The sequence below is a fragment of the Nocardioides maradonensis genome (genome assembly GCF_054777115.1).
The window spans coordinates 23,760-39,922 of record NZ_BAAHAZ010000003.1; the positions used below are offsets into that span (position 1 = coordinate 23,760).

Annotated in this window: 16 protein-coding genes; 11 read left to right on the top strand and 5 right to left on the bottom strand. The window is 71.0% G+C overall.

From position 1 onward, the window contains the following. The first annotated feature begins 25 nt into the window (after nucleotides 1-25). The 3 genes from ACYVAQ_RS03625 to ACYVAQ_RS03635 all read left to right on the top strand — a co-directional run bounded on the left by ACYVAQ_RS03625 (nucleotide 26) and on the right by ACYVAQ_RS03635 (nucleotide 2,204). Entirely contained in the window at nucleotides 26-787 is a 762-nt protein-coding gene (locus ACYVAQ_RS03625; RefSeq protein WP_460787099.1) for a hypothetical protein, read from the top strand. 80 nt (nucleotides 788-867) lie between these two features. After that, complete coding sequence (locus tag ACYVAQ_RS03630; RefSeq protein WP_460787100.1) at nucleotides 868-1,506, top strand: VOC family protein; 639 nt, start codon at nucleotides 868-870, stop codon at nucleotides 1,504-1,506. Then, on the top strand, nucleotides 1,431-2,204 hold the full coding sequence (locus ACYVAQ_RS03635) for a class I SAM-dependent methyltransferase (RefSeq protein WP_460787101.1): 774 nt from the start codon (nucleotides 1,431-1,433) through the stop codon (nucleotides 2,202-2,204). Before ACYVAQ_RS03630 ends, ACYVAQ_RS03635 begins: the two co-directional genes overlap by 76 nt. Here ACYVAQ_RS03635 and ACYVAQ_RS03640 read toward each other — a convergent pair whose 3' ends face one another. Together ACYVAQ_RS03640 and ACYVAQ_RS03645 are read right to left on the bottom strand one after the other, a co-directional pair. Next, nucleotides 2,205-3,383: an NAD(P)/FAD-dependent oxidoreductase gene (locus tag ACYVAQ_RS03640; protein ID WP_460787102.1), complete on the bottom strand. Its 1,179-nt coding sequence runs from the start codon at nucleotides 3,381-3,383 to the stop codon at nucleotides 2,205-2,207. A 42-nt stretch (nucleotides 3,384-3,425) separates the two neighbouring features. Beyond that, a complete protein-coding gene (locus ACYVAQ_RS03645; RefSeq protein WP_460787103.1) occupies nucleotides 3,426-4,142 on the bottom strand; it encodes a flavodoxin family protein in 717 nt (238 codons plus the stop codon). Between the two features lie 117 nt (nucleotides 4,143-4,259). Here ACYVAQ_RS03645 and radA point away from each other — a divergent pair, with 117 nt between their 5' ends. Together radA and disA are read left to right on the top strand one after the other, a co-directional pair. Next, a complete protein-coding gene (radA, locus tag ACYVAQ_RS03650) occupies nucleotides 4,260-5,708 on the top strand; it encodes a DNA repair protein RadA (protein WP_460787104.1) in 1,449 nt (482 codons plus the stop codon). A gap of 42 nt (nucleotides 5,709-5,750) precedes the next feature. Then, nucleotides 5,751-6,830 (top strand): DNA integrity scanning diadenylate cyclase DisA, encoded by a 1,080-nt coding sequence (disA, locus tag ACYVAQ_RS03655; protein WP_460787105.1) that lies wholly within the window; start codon nucleotides 5,751-5,753, stop codon nucleotides 6,828-6,830. Here the strand turns inward: disA and ACYVAQ_RS03660 are convergent. Then, nucleotides 6,827-7,621, bottom strand: a complete 795-nt coding sequence (locus ACYVAQ_RS03660) for a hypothetical protein (protein WP_460787106.1) — start codon at nucleotides 7,619-7,621, stop codon at nucleotides 6,827-6,829. The genes disA and ACYVAQ_RS03660 overlap by 4 nt on opposite strands. A 65-nt stretch (nucleotides 7,622-7,686) precedes the next feature. On the opposite strand from ACYVAQ_RS03660, the gene ACYVAQ_RS03665 reads away from it, so the two are divergent. Then, nucleotides 7,687-8,556, top strand: a complete 870-nt coding sequence (locus ACYVAQ_RS03665) for an HhH-GPD family protein (RefSeq protein WP_460787107.1) — start codon at nucleotides 7,687-7,689, stop codon at nucleotides 8,554-8,556. 7 nt (nucleotides 8,557-8,563) lie between these two features. On the opposite strand, the gene ACYVAQ_RS03670 is transcribed toward ACYVAQ_RS03665, so the two are convergent. Beyond that, on the bottom strand, nucleotides 8,564-9,916 hold the full coding sequence (locus ACYVAQ_RS03670; protein WP_460787108.1) for a DUF445 domain-containing protein: 1,353 nt from the start codon (nucleotides 9,914-9,916) through the stop codon (nucleotides 8,564-8,566). Between the two features lie 191 nt (nucleotides 9,917-10,107). Between ACYVAQ_RS03670 and ACYVAQ_RS03675 the strand changes: the two genes are divergently transcribed. Then, nucleotides 10,108-10,419 carry a hypothetical protein gene (locus tag ACYVAQ_RS03675; protein ID WP_460787109.1) on the top strand — a complete coding sequence of 104 codons (312 nt, stop codon included), beginning with the start codon at nucleotides 10,108-10,110 and terminating at the stop codon, nucleotides 10,417-10,419. A 25-nt stretch (nucleotides 10,420-10,444) separates the two neighbouring features. Next, nucleotides 10,445-11,050 carry a polyhydroxyalkanoate synthesis regulator DNA-binding domain-containing protein gene (locus ACYVAQ_RS03680; RefSeq protein WP_460787110.1) on the top strand — a complete coding sequence of 202 codons (606 nt, stop codon included), beginning with the start codon at nucleotides 10,445-10,447 and terminating at the stop codon, nucleotides 11,048-11,050. Between the two features lie 144 nt (nucleotides 11,051-11,194). Here ACYVAQ_RS03680 and ACYVAQ_RS03685 read toward each other — a convergent pair whose 3' ends face one another. After that, complete coding sequence (locus ACYVAQ_RS03685) at nucleotides 11,195-12,454, bottom strand: PucR family transcriptional regulator (protein WP_460787111.1); 1,260 nt, start codon at nucleotides 12,452-12,454, stop codon at nucleotides 11,195-11,197. Nucleotides 12,455-12,694: 240 nt separating this feature from the next. Between ACYVAQ_RS03685 and ACYVAQ_RS03690 the strand changes: the two genes are divergently transcribed. The 3 genes from ACYVAQ_RS03690 to ACYVAQ_RS03700 are packed head-to-tail and all read left to right on the top strand — an operon-like array spanning nucleotide 12,695 to nucleotide 16,159. Beyond that, nucleotides 12,695-14,443: an FAD-dependent oxidoreductase gene (locus ACYVAQ_RS03690; RefSeq protein ID WP_460787112.1), complete on the top strand. Its 1,749-nt coding sequence runs from the start codon at nucleotides 12,695-12,697 to the stop codon at nucleotides 14,441-14,443. Next, the gene (locus ACYVAQ_RS03695) at nucleotides 14,440-15,294 is read left to right on the top strand and encodes an MlaE family ABC transporter permease (protein WP_460787113.1); all 855 of its coding nucleotides are present in this window, start codon (nucleotides 14,440-14,442) and stop codon (nucleotides 15,292-15,294) included. The genes ACYVAQ_RS03690 and ACYVAQ_RS03695 overlap by 4 nt, the downstream gene beginning before the upstream one ends. A 49-nt stretch (nucleotides 15,295-15,343) precedes the next feature. Then, a complete protein-coding gene (locus ACYVAQ_RS03700) occupies nucleotides 15,344-16,159 on the top strand; it encodes an ABC transporter permease (protein ID WP_460787412.1) in 816 nt (271 codons plus the stop codon). The last annotated feature ends 4 nt before the right edge of the window (nucleotides 16,160-16,163 follow it).

The following is a 16,163-nucleotide window of genomic DNA, read 5'->3' on the forward strand; positions in this document are numbered from 1 at the left end:
GCGGAGGGGGCACTACAGTTGCGCAGTGCCCGAGGTCGACCTGGATTTCCCCCGTGCGTTCGTGGAATTCGTCAACCCCGACGATGCGACCGAACGGCTCCGCTGCGACCTGACCTGGCTGACCTCGTCGTACACCTGCATCTTCGGCGGCGGCTGCAAGGGCATCTACGCGGACTCCCCCGACGTCGGCTGCTGCACGCTCGGCGCGCACTTCTCCGGCAAGGAGGACGAGGAGCGGGTCGCGGGCTTCGTCGACCAGCTCACGCCCGAGCAGTGGCAGTTCCACCCCGGGCGGGCGGTCAAGCGCCGGGACTGGGTGGAGAAGGACGAGGACGGCGACCGCAAGACCCGCGCCCACGAGGTGGGCGGACAGCGTGCGTGCGTCTTCCACAACCGCGGCGACTTCGCCAGCGGTGCCGGGTGCGCGCTGCACCTGCTCGCGCTCGAGCAGGGACGCAACCCGCTGGAGACCAAGCCGGACGTGTGCTGGCAGCTGCCGATCCGGCGTACCTTCCGCAACGTCGAGCTGACCGACGGCACGACGTACACCGAGGTCTCGATCGGTGAGTACGACCGGCGCGGCTGGGGCGCCGGCGGCCACGACCTGGACTGGTACTGCTCGGGCAACACCGAGGCGCACGTCGGCGTGGAGCCGGTCTACGTCACCAACGAGGCCGAGCTGGTCGCGCTCATGGGGCAGGGCGCGTACGACGAGCTCGTCCGTCACTGCGAGGCGCACCTCCGGTCGCGGTCGGCTCTGGCGCTGCACCCCGCCGACCCGCGCTGAGCTCCTCGACAGGTCCCTCGACGTCAAGAGATCCGGACCCCCGATTCGGTGCCACCGAGGCACCGGAGAACAATGTCGTCATGCGCCTGGATCACCTCTCCTACGCCGCCGGTCCCGATGGTCTCGACAGCACCGCCGAGCGACTCGGTGCAGCGCTCGGGGTGGAGTTCGGCGACGGAGGTGTCCACCCGCGCTTCGGCACCCGCAACCGCATCCTGCCGATGACCAACGGCACTTACCTCGAGGTCGTCGAGGCCCTGGACCACCCGGCCTCCGACAAGGCGCCGTTCGGCCAGGCCGTGAAGACGCGGTCCGCCCTCGGTGGCGGCTGGCTCGGCTGGGTCGTCGCGGTCCCCGACATCACCGTCGTCGAGCAGCGGCTCGGCCGCAACGCCGCGCAGGGCAGCCGGCACCGTCCCGACGGCACCGAGCTGCGCTGGCAGCAGATCGGCGTCAACGGCCTCATCGCCGACCCGCAGCTCCCGTTCTTCATCAAGTGGGAGTCCGACGCGGCGCTGCACCCGTCGTCCGACGCCGACGGCGAGGCCAGCCTGGTCGCGCTCGAGATCGCCGGCGACCCGCAGCGGGTCAGCGAGTGGTTGGGCGAGACCGTCGAGTCCCCGCTGGAGGACGTCAAGGTCGAGTGGGTCGCCCCGCACGGCACCCCGGGTCTCCTCGCCGCGCAGATCCTCACCCCCAACGGCCTGGTCCGGATCTGACCGGGATCGCCCGGGGCGCGATCGAGAGCCCCAACATCTGGCGGCACACGGCGACGTACGAGATCGAGAACCGGGCCGCCGATCCGGACGGCCGGCTCTGGTCCGCGCTGGAACGCCACGCCGACTGGCGCGACCGGGTGGTGCTCGACCTCGGCTGCGGCACCGGCTTCCACCTGCCCCGGTTCGCGGAGACGGCCGCGCGCGCGATCGGCGTCGAGCCACACCCGGCACTGCTGCGGCTGGCCGGCCGACGGACCCGCGACCTCGGCAACGTCACGCTGCACCAGGGCACCGCCCAGCAGATCCCGCTCCCCGACCGCAGCGTGGACGTCGTCCACGTCCGGTGGGCCTACTTCTTCGGGCCCGGCTGCGAGCCGGGCCTCGCCGAGCTGGCGCGCGTCGTCCGCCCGGGCGGCACCGCGATGGTGATCGACAACGACGGGTCGCGCTCGACGTTCGGGGCCTGGTTCCGGCGCGGCTACCCCCACCTCGACCCGCCCACCACGATCGAGCGGTTCTGGACCACGCACGGCTGGACCCTGGAGCGCGTCGACATGGGCTGGCGCTTCGAAAGCCGCGCCGACCTCGAGGACGTGGTCCGCATCGAGCTGAACCCCGAGACCGCCGCCCAGGTGCTGCGGCACCACGACGGCCTCGATGTCGACTACGCGGTCAACCTGTGGTGGAAGCGGTTCTGATCAGCGCAGGTCGGTGAGCTGGTCCGGCTCGACCCTGGTCCCGACCATCGCCCGGAGCCTGTCGTTGACGTCCCAGATGCCGACGTTCATGCCGGCCGTGACCGTGCCGTCGCGCAGCCAGTAGGCGATGAAGGCGTTGCCCGCGAGGTCGCCGCGGACGACCACCTCGTCGTCGGGGGCGCCGTGTCCGACGTACTCCATGGAGAACTCGAACTGGTCGGTGTAGAAGTACGGCGCCCAGTCGTACTCGCCCTCGCGGCCCAGCATCGCCCGCGCGGCCAGCCGGCCCTGGCGGATCGCGTTGTCCCAGTGCTCGACCCGCAGCGGCCCGAACAGCGAGCTCTCGGCGCGCGCCACGTCGCCGGCCGCGAACACCCGCGGGTCGGCGGTGCGCAGGTGCTGGTCGACCACGACGCCGTTGTCGACCGCGAGCCCGGCCGCCTCGGCGAGGGCGGTGGCGGGTGCCGCCCCCACCGCCATCACGACGAGGTCCGCCGCGACCTTGCCGTCGGAGGTGACGACACCGTCCGGCTCGATCGCCTCGACCTTCACGCCGGTCCGCACGTCGACGCCGTGCGAGCGGTGCAGGTCGACCAGGTGCTGGGCGAGCTCCGGCCCGAGGACGTTGCCGAGCGGCAGCGGGCCGGCCTCGAGCACCACGGCCTCGGCTCCGCGCGAGCGCGCGGCCGCGGCCACCTCCAGCCCGATCCAGCCGCCGCCGATCAGCACGACGCGGCGCCCGGGCTCGAGGGCCTCCTGGACCCGGCGGGCGTCCTCGATCGTGCGCAGCGTGACGGCGTGGTCGGCGCCGGGCAGGTCGAGCTGCCGCGGCGTCGCGCCGGTCGCCAGCAGCAGCCGGTCGAAGGGCCGGTCGGTCCCGTCCTCGAGGTGGACCGTGCCGGCGTCGAGGTCGATCCGTGTCGCGCGGGTGGCGCTGATCAGCGTGACGTCGCGGTCGGCGTACCACTGCTCGTCGTGGAGCAGCGCGAAGTCCTTGTCGCCCAAGAGGTACTCCTTGGACAGCTGAGGTCGCTCGTACGGCGGCTCCTGCTCGCCGCTGACGACGGTGATCCCGCCGGCGTACCCCTCGTCGCGGAGGGCCTCCACGGCCTTGGCGGCCGCGAGCCCGCCACCGACGACCACGATCTCCTGGACGGGCTCTCCCGATGTGTCAGCCATCCCTCCATCGTGGCGCGCGGCGGCACGCGACGGAAGGGCGATTCAGCTGCGGTACTCGGGGTTCTCGAAGTCGAAGCGGGTGCCGGCGTTCCACTCCGAGCGCTGGTTCCCGTACGCCGGCACCCCGCCCGCGTCCTTGAGCAGCTTCGCGAGGTGCATCAGGTTCCACGTCATGAACGTGGTGTTGCGGTTGGTGAAGTCGTTCTCGGGGCCGCCGCTCCCGGGGTCGAGGTACGACGGACCCGGGCCCGCCTCGCCGATCCAGCCCGCGTCGGCGTTCGGCGGGATCGTGTAGCCGACGTGCTGCAGGCTGTAGAGGATGTTCTGCGCGCAGTGCTTGATCCCGTCCTCGTTGCCGGTGATCAGGCAGCCGGCGACCCGGCCGTAGAAGAGGTACTGACCCTTGTCGTTGAGCATCCCCGACAGCGAGTAGATCCGTTCGATGAGCACCTTCATCTGGCTGGAGTTGTCGCCGAGCCAGATCGGCCCGGCCGCGACCAGGATGTCGGCGTCGAGGATCCGCGGGGTGAGCTCGGGCCACTCGTCGCTCGTCCAGCCGTGCTCGGTCATGTCGGGATAGACACCGGTCGCGACGTCGTGGTCGACGAGCCGGATCTCGTCCACCTCGACCCCGTGCTTGCGCATGATCGCGGCGCTGGCGTCGACCAGGCCCTGGGTGTTGCTGGGCTCCGGGGAGCGCTTGAGGGTGCAGTTGACGAAGACGGCCCGCAGGCCGGTGAAGTCGTGGTCGTCGGTCATGGCTCCCATGCTGCTCGCGGCGTCGGCGTACCGACAGGGGTGCGGGCTTACGGAATGGTGACGGCTGTCCCGCGTGCCCGCCCGGACGTGTCGGTACCTCCACCTACCGTTGGCCCCATGGCATCGGCGAAGGCTCCCCGCTCCGTCTACCGCTGCGCGGAGTGCGGCTGGACCACGGGCAAGTGGGTGGGCCGCTGCGGCGAGTGCCAGGCCTGGGGATCGGTCGCCGAGCAGGCCGTCGCGGCCGTCTCCCCCGGAGGCCGTACGCCGAGCGCGGCCGTCACCTCGCCCGCGGTCCCGATCGGGTCGGTGTCCGCCGAGCGCGCCGCGCACACGGCGTCGGGCGTCGCCGAGCTGGACCGGGTGCTCGGTGGCGGACTCGTCCCGGGCGCGGCGGTGCTGCTGGCCGGCGAGCCCGGGGTCGGCAAGTCCACGCTGCTGCTCGAGGTCGCCGCCCGCACCGCCGAGGCCGGCCAGCGCACGCTCTACGTGACCGGCGAGGAGTCCGCGGCCCAGGTCCGGCTGCGCGCCGACCGCACCGGCGGCGTGCAGGAGCAGCTCTACCTCGCGGCCGAGACCGACCTCGGCGCCGTGCTGACGCACGTGGAGGAGGTGCGGCCGACGCTTCTCGTGGTCGACTCGGTGCAGACGATCGGAGCGTCCGGGGTCGAGGGGGTGCCCGGCGGCGTCACCCAGGTGCGTGAGGTCGCGCAGGCACTCGTGCGGGTGGCCAAGACCCGCAACATCACCGTGGTCCTGATCGGCCACGTGACCAAGGACGGCACCATCGCCGGTCCGCGGGTGCTGGAGCACCTGGTCGACGTGGTGCTGCACTTCGAGGGCGACCGCGACTCCCGCTTCCGGATGGTGCGGGCGATCAAGAACCGGTTCGGTCCGGTCGACGAGGTCGGCTGCTTCGACCTCGGCCCCGACGGCATCCACGCGGTCGAGGACCCGACCGGTCTCTTCGTCGAGCGCCACCACGGCCGGGTCCCCGGCACCTGCATCGCAGTCACCATGGAGGGCAGGCGCCCGCTGCTGGCCGAGGTGCAGGCGCTCGTGACGCTCTCCCCCGCCGAGCGGCCGCGGCGGACCACCTCCGGGCTCGACGGCTCGCGGCTGGCCATGGTGATGGCCGTGCTGCAGCAGCACTGCGGCCTGGTCCTGCACAAGTACGACGTCTTCGCATCGACCGTCGGCGGCGCCAAGCTCACCGACCCCGGGAGCGACCTGGCGCTGGCGATCGCGCTCGCGTCGGCGTACCTGGGGAGCCCGCCGCCGGCCGGCGTCGTGGCGATGGGCGAGATCGGCCTCTCCGGCGAGCTGCGACCGGTGCGCGACGCGGAGCAGCGCATCGCCGAGGCCGCCCGTCTCGGGTTCTCCGTCGCGATCGTGCCCGCCAGCGCTCGCGATCGCCGGGGCATCCGCGAGCGACGGGTCGACAATCTGCGGGTGATCGAGGCGCCCGACCTGCGCCAGACCCTGGAGGGCCTGCGCATGGGGCAGGAGCGCGAGCCGCGCCCGGCGACGCCCAAGGCCGGCGCCCACCTGCACAGCGTCACCTGAAATCCGGGCATGGACGTGGGGCGAGATCGGTAGGGTGACGGCGTGATCACCGAACGCACGGACGAGGAGCGGTTGCGCGAGACCCTCGCCGCCATCGCCCCCGGCACCGCGCTCCGCGACGGGCTGGAGCGCATCCTGCGCGGCCGCACCGGGGCGCTCATCGTGCTCGGCCACGACCGCCTCGTGGAGCAGATCTCCAGCGGCGGGTTCCAGCTCGACGTCCCCTTCACCGCCACCGGCATGCGCGAGCTCGCCAAGATGGACGGCGCGATCATCGTCGACGGCGACGTCTCGCGGATCATCCGCGCCGCCGTCCACCTGATGCCGGACCCGAGCATCCACACCGAGGAGACCGGCACCCGGCACCGCACCGCCAACCGGGTTGCGAAGCAGACCGGCCACCCGGTGATCTCGGTGTCCCAGTCGATGCAGATCATCGCGGCGTACGTCGGCGAGATGCGGCACGTCCTCGAGGACTCCGGCCAGATCCTGTCCCGCGCCAACCAGGCGCTCGCGACGCTCGAGCGCTACAAGCTGCGCCTCGACGAAGTGTCCTCGACCCTGTCCGCCCTCGAGATCGAGGACCTCGTGACCGTCCGCGACGTCGCCGTCGTGGCCCAGCGGCTCGAGATGGTCACCCGGATCGCCCGGGAGATCGAGGACTACGTCCTCGAGCTCGGCACCGACGGAAGGCTTCTCTCGCTGCAGCTGGAGGAGCTCGTCACCGGTGTCGACGTCGAGCGCGAGCTGGTGATCCGCGACTACGTGCCGTCCCGCAAGCGCAGCCGCGATCCGCAGGAGCTGCTCGGCAAGCTCGGCGAGCTGTCGTCGACCGAGCTGGTGGATCCGGCCTCGGTGACCAAGGTCCTCGGCCTCGCCGGCGGCGAGCACCTCGACGGCGCGATCGCCCCGCGCGGCTACCGGCTGCTGGCCAAGGTCCCACGGCTGCCCGGCGTCGTCGTCGAGAACCTCGTCGACCACTTCGGCACGCTGCAGAAGCTGCTCTCCGCCGGCATCGACGACCTCCAGGCCGTCGAGGGTGTCGGCGAGCTGCGCGCCCGGAGCGTCCGCGAGGGCCTGTCCCGCCTGGCGGAGTCGACGATCCTCGAGAGATACGTCTAGCGAGCCTTCGGGCTCGCGGTGGAGGTCGCCTTCGCGGTGCTCGTGGACGTCGCCCTCGTCGTCGCGGTCTGCGTCGGGGAGGCCGTCACGGTCTGCGTCGCCGGCAGCACCATCGTGAAGGCGGAGTGCCCGGGCTCTCCGCCGAGGGTGGTGCCGTAGACGTAGAGCTTGCCGGGGGAGACGTACCCTGCGCGGCTGCGGCAGCCGACCGTCGAGATCTGGCCGTTCCAGACCATCGTCACGATGCTCGGCACCACGTTGCGGATCACGACCGAACGCACCGGGAGCGCTCCCGGGCACTGCTGGGAGGTCCACAGCACCTTGCCGTGCCGGGCGATCTTCACGGCGATGTCGTGCTGGTCGACGTTCCAGGTGCAGGCGGCGGTCTTCTTGGTCTGCAGCGCCAGGTCGATCGTGACGTCGCTGCCGGCGACCGCCTTGGACACCGTCGGCACGACGCTGATGTCGCTGGGGGTGCAGGGGCCGGTCGGGGCCGCGAGGGTGAGCGGCGTCGTCGAGGTCGTACGTCCGGTGGGGGCCGAGAACGTCGGCCCGGCGACCGCCGTGCTCGTGGTGACCGGAGTCGTGGGGGACGTCGAACCGGTGGAGGTCGAGTAGACGGCTCCGGCCTGCTGTGCGACCGGGCCGCCGCCCTTGCCGTTGCTCCCGCCACCGAGCAGCTGGGCGATCAGGAACACCAGCACCGCGGCGAGGACCAGCAGCAGGAGACGACGTCGCCAGTAGACCCCCGGAGGCAGGGGTCCTCGCGTGAGCGTCGTGCCGGCCTGCATGCGATCACGCTAACCACACCGACCCGCCGATCGGCGGACGCGCGCCGGACCCGCAGAATGCGGGCATGACCACATCGCCGATCGTCGCGCCGATCCTCGATTGGTACGCCGGTGCCGCGCGCGACCTGCCCTGGCGGCGTACCGATGCCTCGGCGTGGTCGGTCATGGTCTCGGAGTTCATGCTGCAGCAGACGCCGGTGGCGCGCGTGCTGCCCGTGCACGAGGCATGGCTCGAGCGCTGGCCCACGCCCGCGGATCTCGCGGCCGAGTCGTCGGGCGAGGCGGTGCGCGCCTGGGGACGGCTCGGCTACCCGCGGCGCGCGCTGCGGCTGCACGCCGCTGCCCAGGCGATCGTCGAGCGGCACGGCGGCGAGGTTCCGGCGGCGTACGACGACCTCATCGCGCTGCCCGGCGTCGGCGACTACACCGCAGCGGCGATCGCCAGCTTCGCCCACGGGCGCCGCCACGTCGTGCTGGACACGAACGTCCGGCGGGTCATCGCGCGTGCCGTGGCGGGGGAGGAGTTCCCAGCGCGCTCGGTGACCCGGGCCGAGCGCGACGCGGCGGCCGCCCTGCTGCCGGAGGACGAGGCCACGGCAGCGACCTGGTCGGTCGCGGTGATGGAGCTCGGCGCGCTCGTGTGCACCGCCGACCGACCGCGCTGTGCCGACTGCCCCGTCCTCGACCTGTGCGCGTGGCACGGCTCCGGGCGTCCGGCGTACGACGGACCGCCGCGACCCGTCCAGACCTACGCCGGCACCGACCGGATGGTCCGGGGCCGGCTGCTCGCGGTGCTGCGCGACAGCGAGGGCAGCGTCCCGAAGGGGCGGCTGGACCAGGTCTGGGACGACGCCGAGCAGCGTGAGCGCTGCCTGGCCTCGCTCCTTGCGGACGGGCTCGCGGCCGAGGACGACGGCTGGTACGGACTCCCCTGACCCGCGGCTACCGGGAGAGGTGCTCGACCAGGGTGACCTGGAGCTCGCCCACCAGGAATCCGAGGATCGCGCCCACGATGATGAGGGTCCGCTCGTCCTGCTGGAACGCCGGTCGCAGCACGCCCTCGAACTCCTCGGGCGTCATCGCGACCATCTTGGTCGACATCGTGTCCTGGATGTCCAGCGCCTGGTCCAGGTAGGACATCGACGGCTCCAGGATGCCGGGCAGCACCTGCAGCAGGTCGCCGGCCGCGGCCTTCGACATGGCGCCGACCTGCGCCATCGCCAACCCGACCGAGCCCACCTCCCGCAGCGGCGCCTTCGCCACCCCGGTGAGCACCCCGAACAGCGACCCCACCGCGTCCCCGACCTCGCCCAGCGCCGGGTTGATGCCACGCAGCTCCCGCCGCAGCGTCTTGTCGATGTCGACGAACTCGTCGCGCACAGTGTCCTCGATGATCGGCGCCAGCAGCGCCGCCACCTCGTCGGAGCGAGGCCCGGTCAGCACCGAGCGGACCAGGCGCTCGGAGGTGAGCACCCGGGTGGCGATGAGGACGCCGTACTCCTCCGACACCGGGATGCGGTGCTTGAGGAAGAGGCCCTGCCAGGTGATCAGGCCCAGGTACTTCGTCGGCTCCTTGGGGTTGAAGATCAGCCGCAGCGCGGACCAGTCGGTGAACCAACCGATGAACAGACCGAAGATCGGCATCACCAGCGGCTGGTGGAACAACGCCCAGATCCCGGCCTGGACGCAGCCGATCGCGAAGCCGAAGACCAGACCGCTGCGCCGGATGAACGCGAACTCGCGCTTGCCGACGTCGAGGAACATCGACTCGAGGATGTCGGGGTCGGACAGGAACTCGTGGGTGACCATCTCCTGCAGGTCGAAGACCTGGTCGATGTTCTCCCGCAGGGCTCCGACGAACTCGATGATGATGACCGGCGCGATCTCCTGCACCCGTTGGATCACCGCGTCGCGGCCCGCCTTCGGCAGCATGTTCCAGATCGCCGGCTGGTACTCCTCGGCGACCTTCGGCACCAGGGCCGCGATCTCCTTGCGCAACGGCCGGTCGATGCGTCGCGCGAGCTCGTCACCGTCGATCCGGTCGATGATCTCCCCCGCCGAGATCAACCGTCCGGTCAGGGTGTTGCACAGGACCTCGACCATCTCGGGAGCGCGCCTCGGGATGATGCCCTGCCAGCCGAGCCGCCCGATCCCCTTGAACTTCTGCGGCCGGAACATCATCCGGATCGCGACGAGCTTGGTGAACCAGCCGATGATCGCCGCGATGAACGGCATCGACACGTAGATCGGCCAGTTCGTGCTCACGTCGTGGGAGATCTCTGACCAGGACTGCACGGCTGCACCTCCGAACGCACCGGCCGGTCCGGAGCGAGACCAGCGTCACAGACGCATCATGCCCGTGAAGCGAGCGCCGTGGCCAAGAAAACCCGCACGGATTTGTACATCGGCACATGGCACGCGCGTTCTGCGGTGCGTAAAACTGACGTCACTCCGGTGCACCGCACCCACGACCCGAAGGAGCCGTCATGGCGACCGCGAAGAAGACCACCACCACGACCAGCACCGCGAAGAAGGCGCCCGCCAAGAAGACCGCCCAGCCCTCCGAGGCGCACCTGACCAACTACCTCTCCGACCTGATCGACACCACCAAGAACGTCGTCGACGACCTGCTCGAGAGCGCCGGTAAGGTCGAGACGTCCGCGCGCACCCGCTCCAAGGAGGCCCGCGACAAGCTGATCCCGTCCGACGCGGACATCAAGAGGCTCCGCAAGCGCGCCAAGGAGCTCACCGACCAGGTCGAGAAGCTGGCCCGCCTGCGCGAGAAGAAGTCCAAGTAGCCGTCGACCAGAGCCAGAGGGAGACATGTCCGGCATCGACCCGTACGTCGTCAAGCGCTACGCCAACCGCAAGCTCTACGACACCGTGCTCCGGCGCTTCACCACGCTCGACGACATCGCCAAGCTCCTGGAGCAGGGCACCCAGGTCGTCGTCCGCGACCACAGCACCGGCGCCGACCGGACCGACGAGATCCTCGGCCAGGTGCTCGGGCGGCGGGTCAGCAGGACCCCCGGCGGCACCGACCTGCTCGCCGGCCTGCTGCGCGCTCCCGCCCAGATCGCGGTCGAGGTCGCGGGCACGCTCGGGGACCCGACCAGGCTCACCGGCTCCGGCTCGCGCGACAAGGTCAAGGTCGAGCTCGAGGACGACGTGACCGCCACCAAGCCGAAGCCCAAGAAGAAGTCCGGCGCGAAGACCAAGGCCACGTCGAAGTCCGGCGGCAAGCCGAAGGCGAAGAAGGCCAAGGCCGACGCCGAGGATCCCGAGGAGCTGATGCGCCGCCAGCAGGCGGAGATCCGCGAGCTGCGCGGCCAGGTCTCCGAGCTGACGGCCGCCGTGACGCTGCTGCTCAAGGAGAAGTCGGCCGAGCTCGAGGCCGAGGCCGCGAGCCAGGACGTCGACGACGACTGACGCCTGCGACCAGCGACGGGCTGTTGTGCGATCTGCACAGCGGCCCGTCGGCTTTTTGGCTCGAACCCCCGAGCGACCGGGGGCGTGACCGGACCATGCTGGGACGCGCCGGCCGCGTTCACACCCCTGTCGCGGCCGGCTCCGTCACCTCCCGCTGGCGCCGCTCGCGCCGAGCGAGCCGTCGGCGTGGAAGGCGCTGAGGTGCCGCAGGGCCAGCGCGACCTCCGTGCTGATCTTGCCGACCGGGCGGCCGAGGAGCTCCTCGGCCTGACCGAGCCGGTAGCGGATCGTGTTGCGGTGGACCATCAGCTGGCGCGAGGCCTCGTCGACGCTCCCGCCGCTGGACAGGTACGCGTCGACGGTCTCACGGATCCGCTGCGCGCTCTCCTCGTCGCTGGTGAGACCACCCAGCGTGCGGACCACGAAGCGGTCCACCTCGGGGCTGCAGCCGAGCAGGACGAGCAGCTCCACGTCGGCGTACACGTTGATGCGGGCGGTGTCGCGGGTGCCGATGACCTGCAGCGCCCCGAGCGCCTCGGTGTGGCTGTCGGCGAAGCCTCGGACGCCGTGCGACGGCGTACCGACCCCCACCACGGTGGTGCCGCGCTTGGCGCCGTCGAAGGTCTCCACCAGGGTGTCGGTGCTGATCGGGTCGCGCGTCGCGACCCACACCCAGAGCCGGCGACCGCCGGGACGCACGAGCAGCGGGTTGCCCGAGCCGACGCTGCGGGCGAGGTCGAAGGCGGTCTGCTCGAGCCGCGCGACGGCGTCGTCGTCCTCGCAGGCCAGCACCATCGCGGTGTGGTGCGCGGACATCGGGTAGCCGCCGAGGGCCGAGGAGATCCGGCGTACGTCGTCCATCTGGCCGTCGAGCACGGCCTGCACCGTCTCGTACCGCTGGGCGTCGACACCGGCGACGAGCTTGGTCCGCTCCGCCTGGTAGATCTCGATCGAGACGGTGATCGACTGGTCGATCCACCTGCTCGCCCGGTCCCAGAAGTAGACGAGGACGGCGGCGTGGTCGATCTGCTCGGCGGGGATCGTGCTGACCAGGCCGGTGAGGTAGTCCCAGGTCGTGCGCTGGGCCACGCGGTAGAACCGGATCAGCGTCTCGAGCGGGACCTGGAGCCGCGCGAGCTCGCCGGCCAGCTCCCGTGCGCCGGACACCATGCGGAAGGTGAACGTGGGCTGCGGGAACTCCGCGAGGAAGGCCAGCCAGTGCTGCCGCACGGTGTCGCGGATCTCGTCGAGCATCCCGTCGAACCGGGCGATCTCGGGCACCTCGGCCTCGATGGCCCGGGTGGTGCGGTCCGCCCACTGCTCGACCATCTCCGGTCGGGCCTCGTTGGCCACGAAGCCGGGCAGCCACTCGGCCAGCCCGTGCGGCGTTGGACCGATCGCCACGACACCCACTCTCCCGCCGGCGAACCGACGGATCCGTTCCGAACCGTTCTGCTCACGCTAGCGGACCACGCGGCCGGCACTGTGCAATCCGACACCCTGCGGAGACGGAGGTACAGCCCGCGGCGCCGCCTGTGCGAGCGGACAACCCCGCCCCCGATGTTTGGCCGCTCGCCCCAAGCGGTGTGATGACCGCCACTGGTGGGATGAGCGTTCCGCACAGCCCGAACCAGGAGGCGACCCATGTCGAAGCACGAGTACGACGTCATCGTGATCGGCTCGGGATTCGGGGGCTCGGTCACCGCCCTGCGGCTGACGGAGAAGGGCTACCGCGTCCTGGTCCTCGAGGCGGGCCGCCGGTTCGCCGACGAGGAGTTCGCGAAGACCTCCTGGGACGTCCGCAAGTTCCTCTACGCACCGGCGCTCGGCTGCTTCGGCATCCAGCGGATCCGGCTGCTGCGCGATGTCGTGGTGCTGGCCGGCGCGGGCGTCGGCGGGGGCTCGCTGGTCTACGCGAACACGCTCTACGAGCCGAAGTCGGACGCCTTCTACAACGACCCGCAGTGGGCCCACATCACCGACTGGAAGGCCGAGCTGGCGCCGCACTACGACCAGGCGAAGCGGATGCTCGGCGTCGTCACGAACCCGACGGTCACGGCCTCCGATGAGATCATGAAGCAGGTGGCCGACGAGATGGGCGTGGGCGACACCTACCGCCCGACCCCGATCGGCGTCTTCTTCGGCCCGGACGGCACCCAGCAGCCCGGCGCGACCTTCCCCGACCCGTTCTTCGGGGGCGCCGGACCCGAGCGCACCGGCTGCACGGAGTGCGGCGAGTGCATGACCGGGTGCCGGCACAACGCCAAGAACACACTGCTGAAGAACTACCTCTACCTCGCCGAGAAGGCCGGCGCCGAGATCCGCGAGCGGACCACGGTGGACGCGGTCGTGGAGCGTCCCGGCGGCGGCTACGACGTGGTCACCCACCGCAGCGGCACGTCGGCACGTCGTACGACGGAGACGATCACCGCCGCGCAGGTCGTCCTGGCCGCGGGCACCTGGGGCACCCAGGAGCTGCTGCACGGCGGCGCCCGCTCCGGCGGCCTCCCGCACCTCTCCGAGCGGCTCGGCTACCTCACCCGCACCAACTCCGAGGCGCTGTGCGCGTCGAGCACGAAGATGCGGAACAAGGGCAAGTACGACTTCCACCACGGCGTCGCGATCACGTCCTCGATCCACCCCGACGACGTGACCCACGTCGAGCCGGTCCGCTACGGCCACGGCTCCGGCCTGATGGGCATGCTGCTCACGCTGATGACCGACGGCGGCGGCAGGGTCCCGCGCTGGCTGCGCTGGATCGGCCAGGCCCTCCGGCACCCACTGCTGCTGCTCTCGACGATCGGCGGCCTGGGCAGCTGGCCCGAGCGCACCATCATCGCGCTGGTCATGCAGACCAGCGACAACTCGATCACGGTCTTCCCGAAGAAGCGTCGCTTCGGCCGGAAGGCGAAGGTCAGCCTCACCTCGAGGCAGGGCCACGGCGAGCCGAACCCCACGTGGATCCCGGTGGGCAACCAGGTGGTCCGCTCGATCAGCGCGAAGATCGACGGCGGCTCGTACAGCACCACCGGCGAGATCTTCAACATCCCGATGACCGCCCACTTCCTGGGCGGGTGCCCCATCGGCGACTCGGAGAAGTCCGGGGTGATCGATCCCTACCACCGCGTCTACGGCCAGCCCGGCCTGCACGTCGTCGACGGCGCCGCGATCTCGGCCAACCTCGGCGTGAACCCGAGCCTGACCATCACGGCCCAGGCCGAGAGGGCGATGTCGTTGTGGCCCAACCACGGCGAGCCGGACGCGCGCCCCGCCCTGGGTGAGGCGTACGCCGCCGTGCGCGCGACCAGCCCGAGCTTCCCCGTCGTACCGCCGACCGCGCCCGCGGCCCTGCGGCTCCCGCTCACCGTCATCGGCGGAGGAACCTGTTCATGACCACCACCACGCCACCGGTCGCCGACCGGCCCGGCCCGTCCGGCATGTCGCCGGGTGCCCGCGCGATCGCGAAGGACGCGTTCCAGGGCACGATGATCTTCAAGACCTTCAGCACCTTCGGTGACTTCTACGGCTTCGTCGGCAAGACCTTCAAGACGATGTTCACCACGAAGTTCCACTTCCAGGAGTTCATCTCCCAGGCGTGGTTCATCACGACGGTCTCGATGGTGCCGGGGCTGCTCGTGTCGATCCCGTTCTGCGTCGTCATCATCTTCCAGGTCAACCAGCTGCTCATCCAGATCGGCGCGGTCGACCTCGCCGGTGCCGGTGCGGCGGTCGCGGTCGTGCGCGAGATCGGGCCGATCGTGTCCGTGCTCGTCGTCGCCGGCGCCGGCGCGACGGCGATCTGCGCGGACCTGGGATCGCGCAAGATCCGCGAGGAGATCGACGCGATGGTCACCCTCGGCATCAACCCGATCGAGCGGCTCGTCGTCCCGCGGGTGCTGGCCTCGACGCTCGTGGGCGTGGCCCTCAACGGCATGGTCACGGTCGTCGGCCTGGTCGGAGGCTACTTCTTCTCGGTGGTCCTCCAGGGCGCGACGCCCGGCCTCTACCTCAACGACCTCACCCTCCTGGTGCAGTTCCCGGACTTCCTCGAGGCCGAGATCAAGGCCGCGGTCTTCGGACTGTTGGCCGGACTCACCGCCTGCTACCTGGGCCTGAACGCGAAGGGCGGCCCGAAGGGCGTGGGCGACGCGGTGAACCAGACGGTGGTGTTCGCGTTCATGCAGCTGTTCGCCACGAACAGCGTGCTGAGCGCGCTCTTCCTTCAGCTGAAGCTGGGGGCCTGAGATGGCTGACCAGGCGATCGAGCCGACCGGGCCGACGGTGGGCCGGCGGATGATGAAGGTCCTCGGCAAGCCGGCGGGCGGGCTGCAGAACCTCGGTGACCAGCTCGCCTTCCACTTCCGCTCCTACAGCCACTTCCTGCTGGCGATCAAGCACTACCCGAAGGAGATCGTCCGGCTGCTGGCCGAGGTCGCGCTCGGGTCCGGGGCCCTGGCGCTGATCGGCGGCACCGTGCTCGTGGTCGGGTTCCTCACGGCCGCGGCCGGAGTCGAGGTCGGCCTGCAGGCGTACACCTCCTTCGACAACATCGGCGTCTCGGCGCTGAGCGGCTTCTTCTCGGCGTACTTCAACACCCGCGAGGTCGCCCCGATCATCGCCGGCGTCGCGCTCACCGCGACCGTCGGCGCGGGCTTCACCGCCCAGATCGGCGCCATGCGGGTGTCGGAGGAGATCGACGCTCTCGAGGTCATGGCGGTGCCGTCGGTGCCCTACCTGGTGACCACCCGGATCCTCGCCGGCCTGATCGCCGTCGTTCCGCTGTTCACCATCTCGCTGATGACGTGCTGGCTGGCCACCCGGCTGGTCGTCACGGTCGGCTACCACCAGCCTCCCGGCACCTACCAGCACTACTTCGACACGTTCCTGATCCCCAGCGACCTGTTCCTGTCGATCCTCAAGGTGCTGATCATGGCGCTCGTCATCGTCTCCATCTGCTGCTACCACGGCTTCCAGGCCAAGGGCGGCCCGGCCGGCGTGGGCCGCGCGGTCGGCAGCGCCGTCCGCTCCGCGCTGATCTGCTCCATGTTCGTCGACCTGGTCTTCGGCATCGCCATCTGGGGCGGTCCGTCGGTCCACATCGCAGGGTGATCCG

Coding starts and splice junctions, on each gene's coding strand:
- ACYVAQ_RS03630 (WP_460787100.1), top strand. CDS start 868: ATGCGCCTGGATCACCTCTCCTACGCCGCCGGTCCCGATGGTCTCGAC.
- ACYVAQ_RS03640 (WP_460787102.1), bottom strand. CDS start 3,383: ATGGCTGACACATCGGGAGAGCCCGTCCAGGAGATCGTGGTCGTCGGT.
- ACYVAQ_RS03645 (WP_460787103.1), bottom strand. CDS start 4,142: ATGACCGACGACCACGACTTCACCGGCCTGCGGGCCGTCTTCGTCAAC.
- radA (WP_460787104.1), top strand. CDS start 4,260: ATGGCATCGGCGAAGGCTCCCCGCTCCGTCTACCGCTGCGCGGAGTGC.
- ACYVAQ_RS03660 (WP_460787106.1), bottom strand. CDS start 7,621: ATGCAGGCCGGCACGACGCTCACGCGAGGACCCCTGCCTCCGGGGGTC.
- ACYVAQ_RS03665 (WP_460787107.1), top strand. CDS start 7,687: ATGACCACATCGCCGATCGTCGCGCCGATCCTCGATTGGTACGCCGGT.
- ACYVAQ_RS03675 (WP_460787109.1), top strand. CDS start 10,108: ATGGCGACCGCGAAGAAGACCACCACCACGACCAGCACCGCGAAGAAG.
- ACYVAQ_RS03680 (WP_460787110.1), top strand. CDS start 10,445: ATGTCCGGCATCGACCCGTACGTCGTCAAGCGCTACGCCAACCGCAAG.
- ACYVAQ_RS03690 (WP_460787112.1), top strand. CDS start 12,695: ATGTCGAAGCACGAGTACGACGTCATCGTGATCGGCTCGGGATTCGGG.
- ACYVAQ_RS03695 (WP_460787113.1), top strand. CDS start 14,440: ATGACCACCACCACGCCACCGGTCGCCGACCGGCCCGGCCCGTCCGGC.
- ACYVAQ_RS03700 (WP_460787412.1), top strand. CDS start 15,344: ATGATGAAGGTCCTCGGCAAGCCGGCGGGCGGGCTGCAGAACCTCGGT.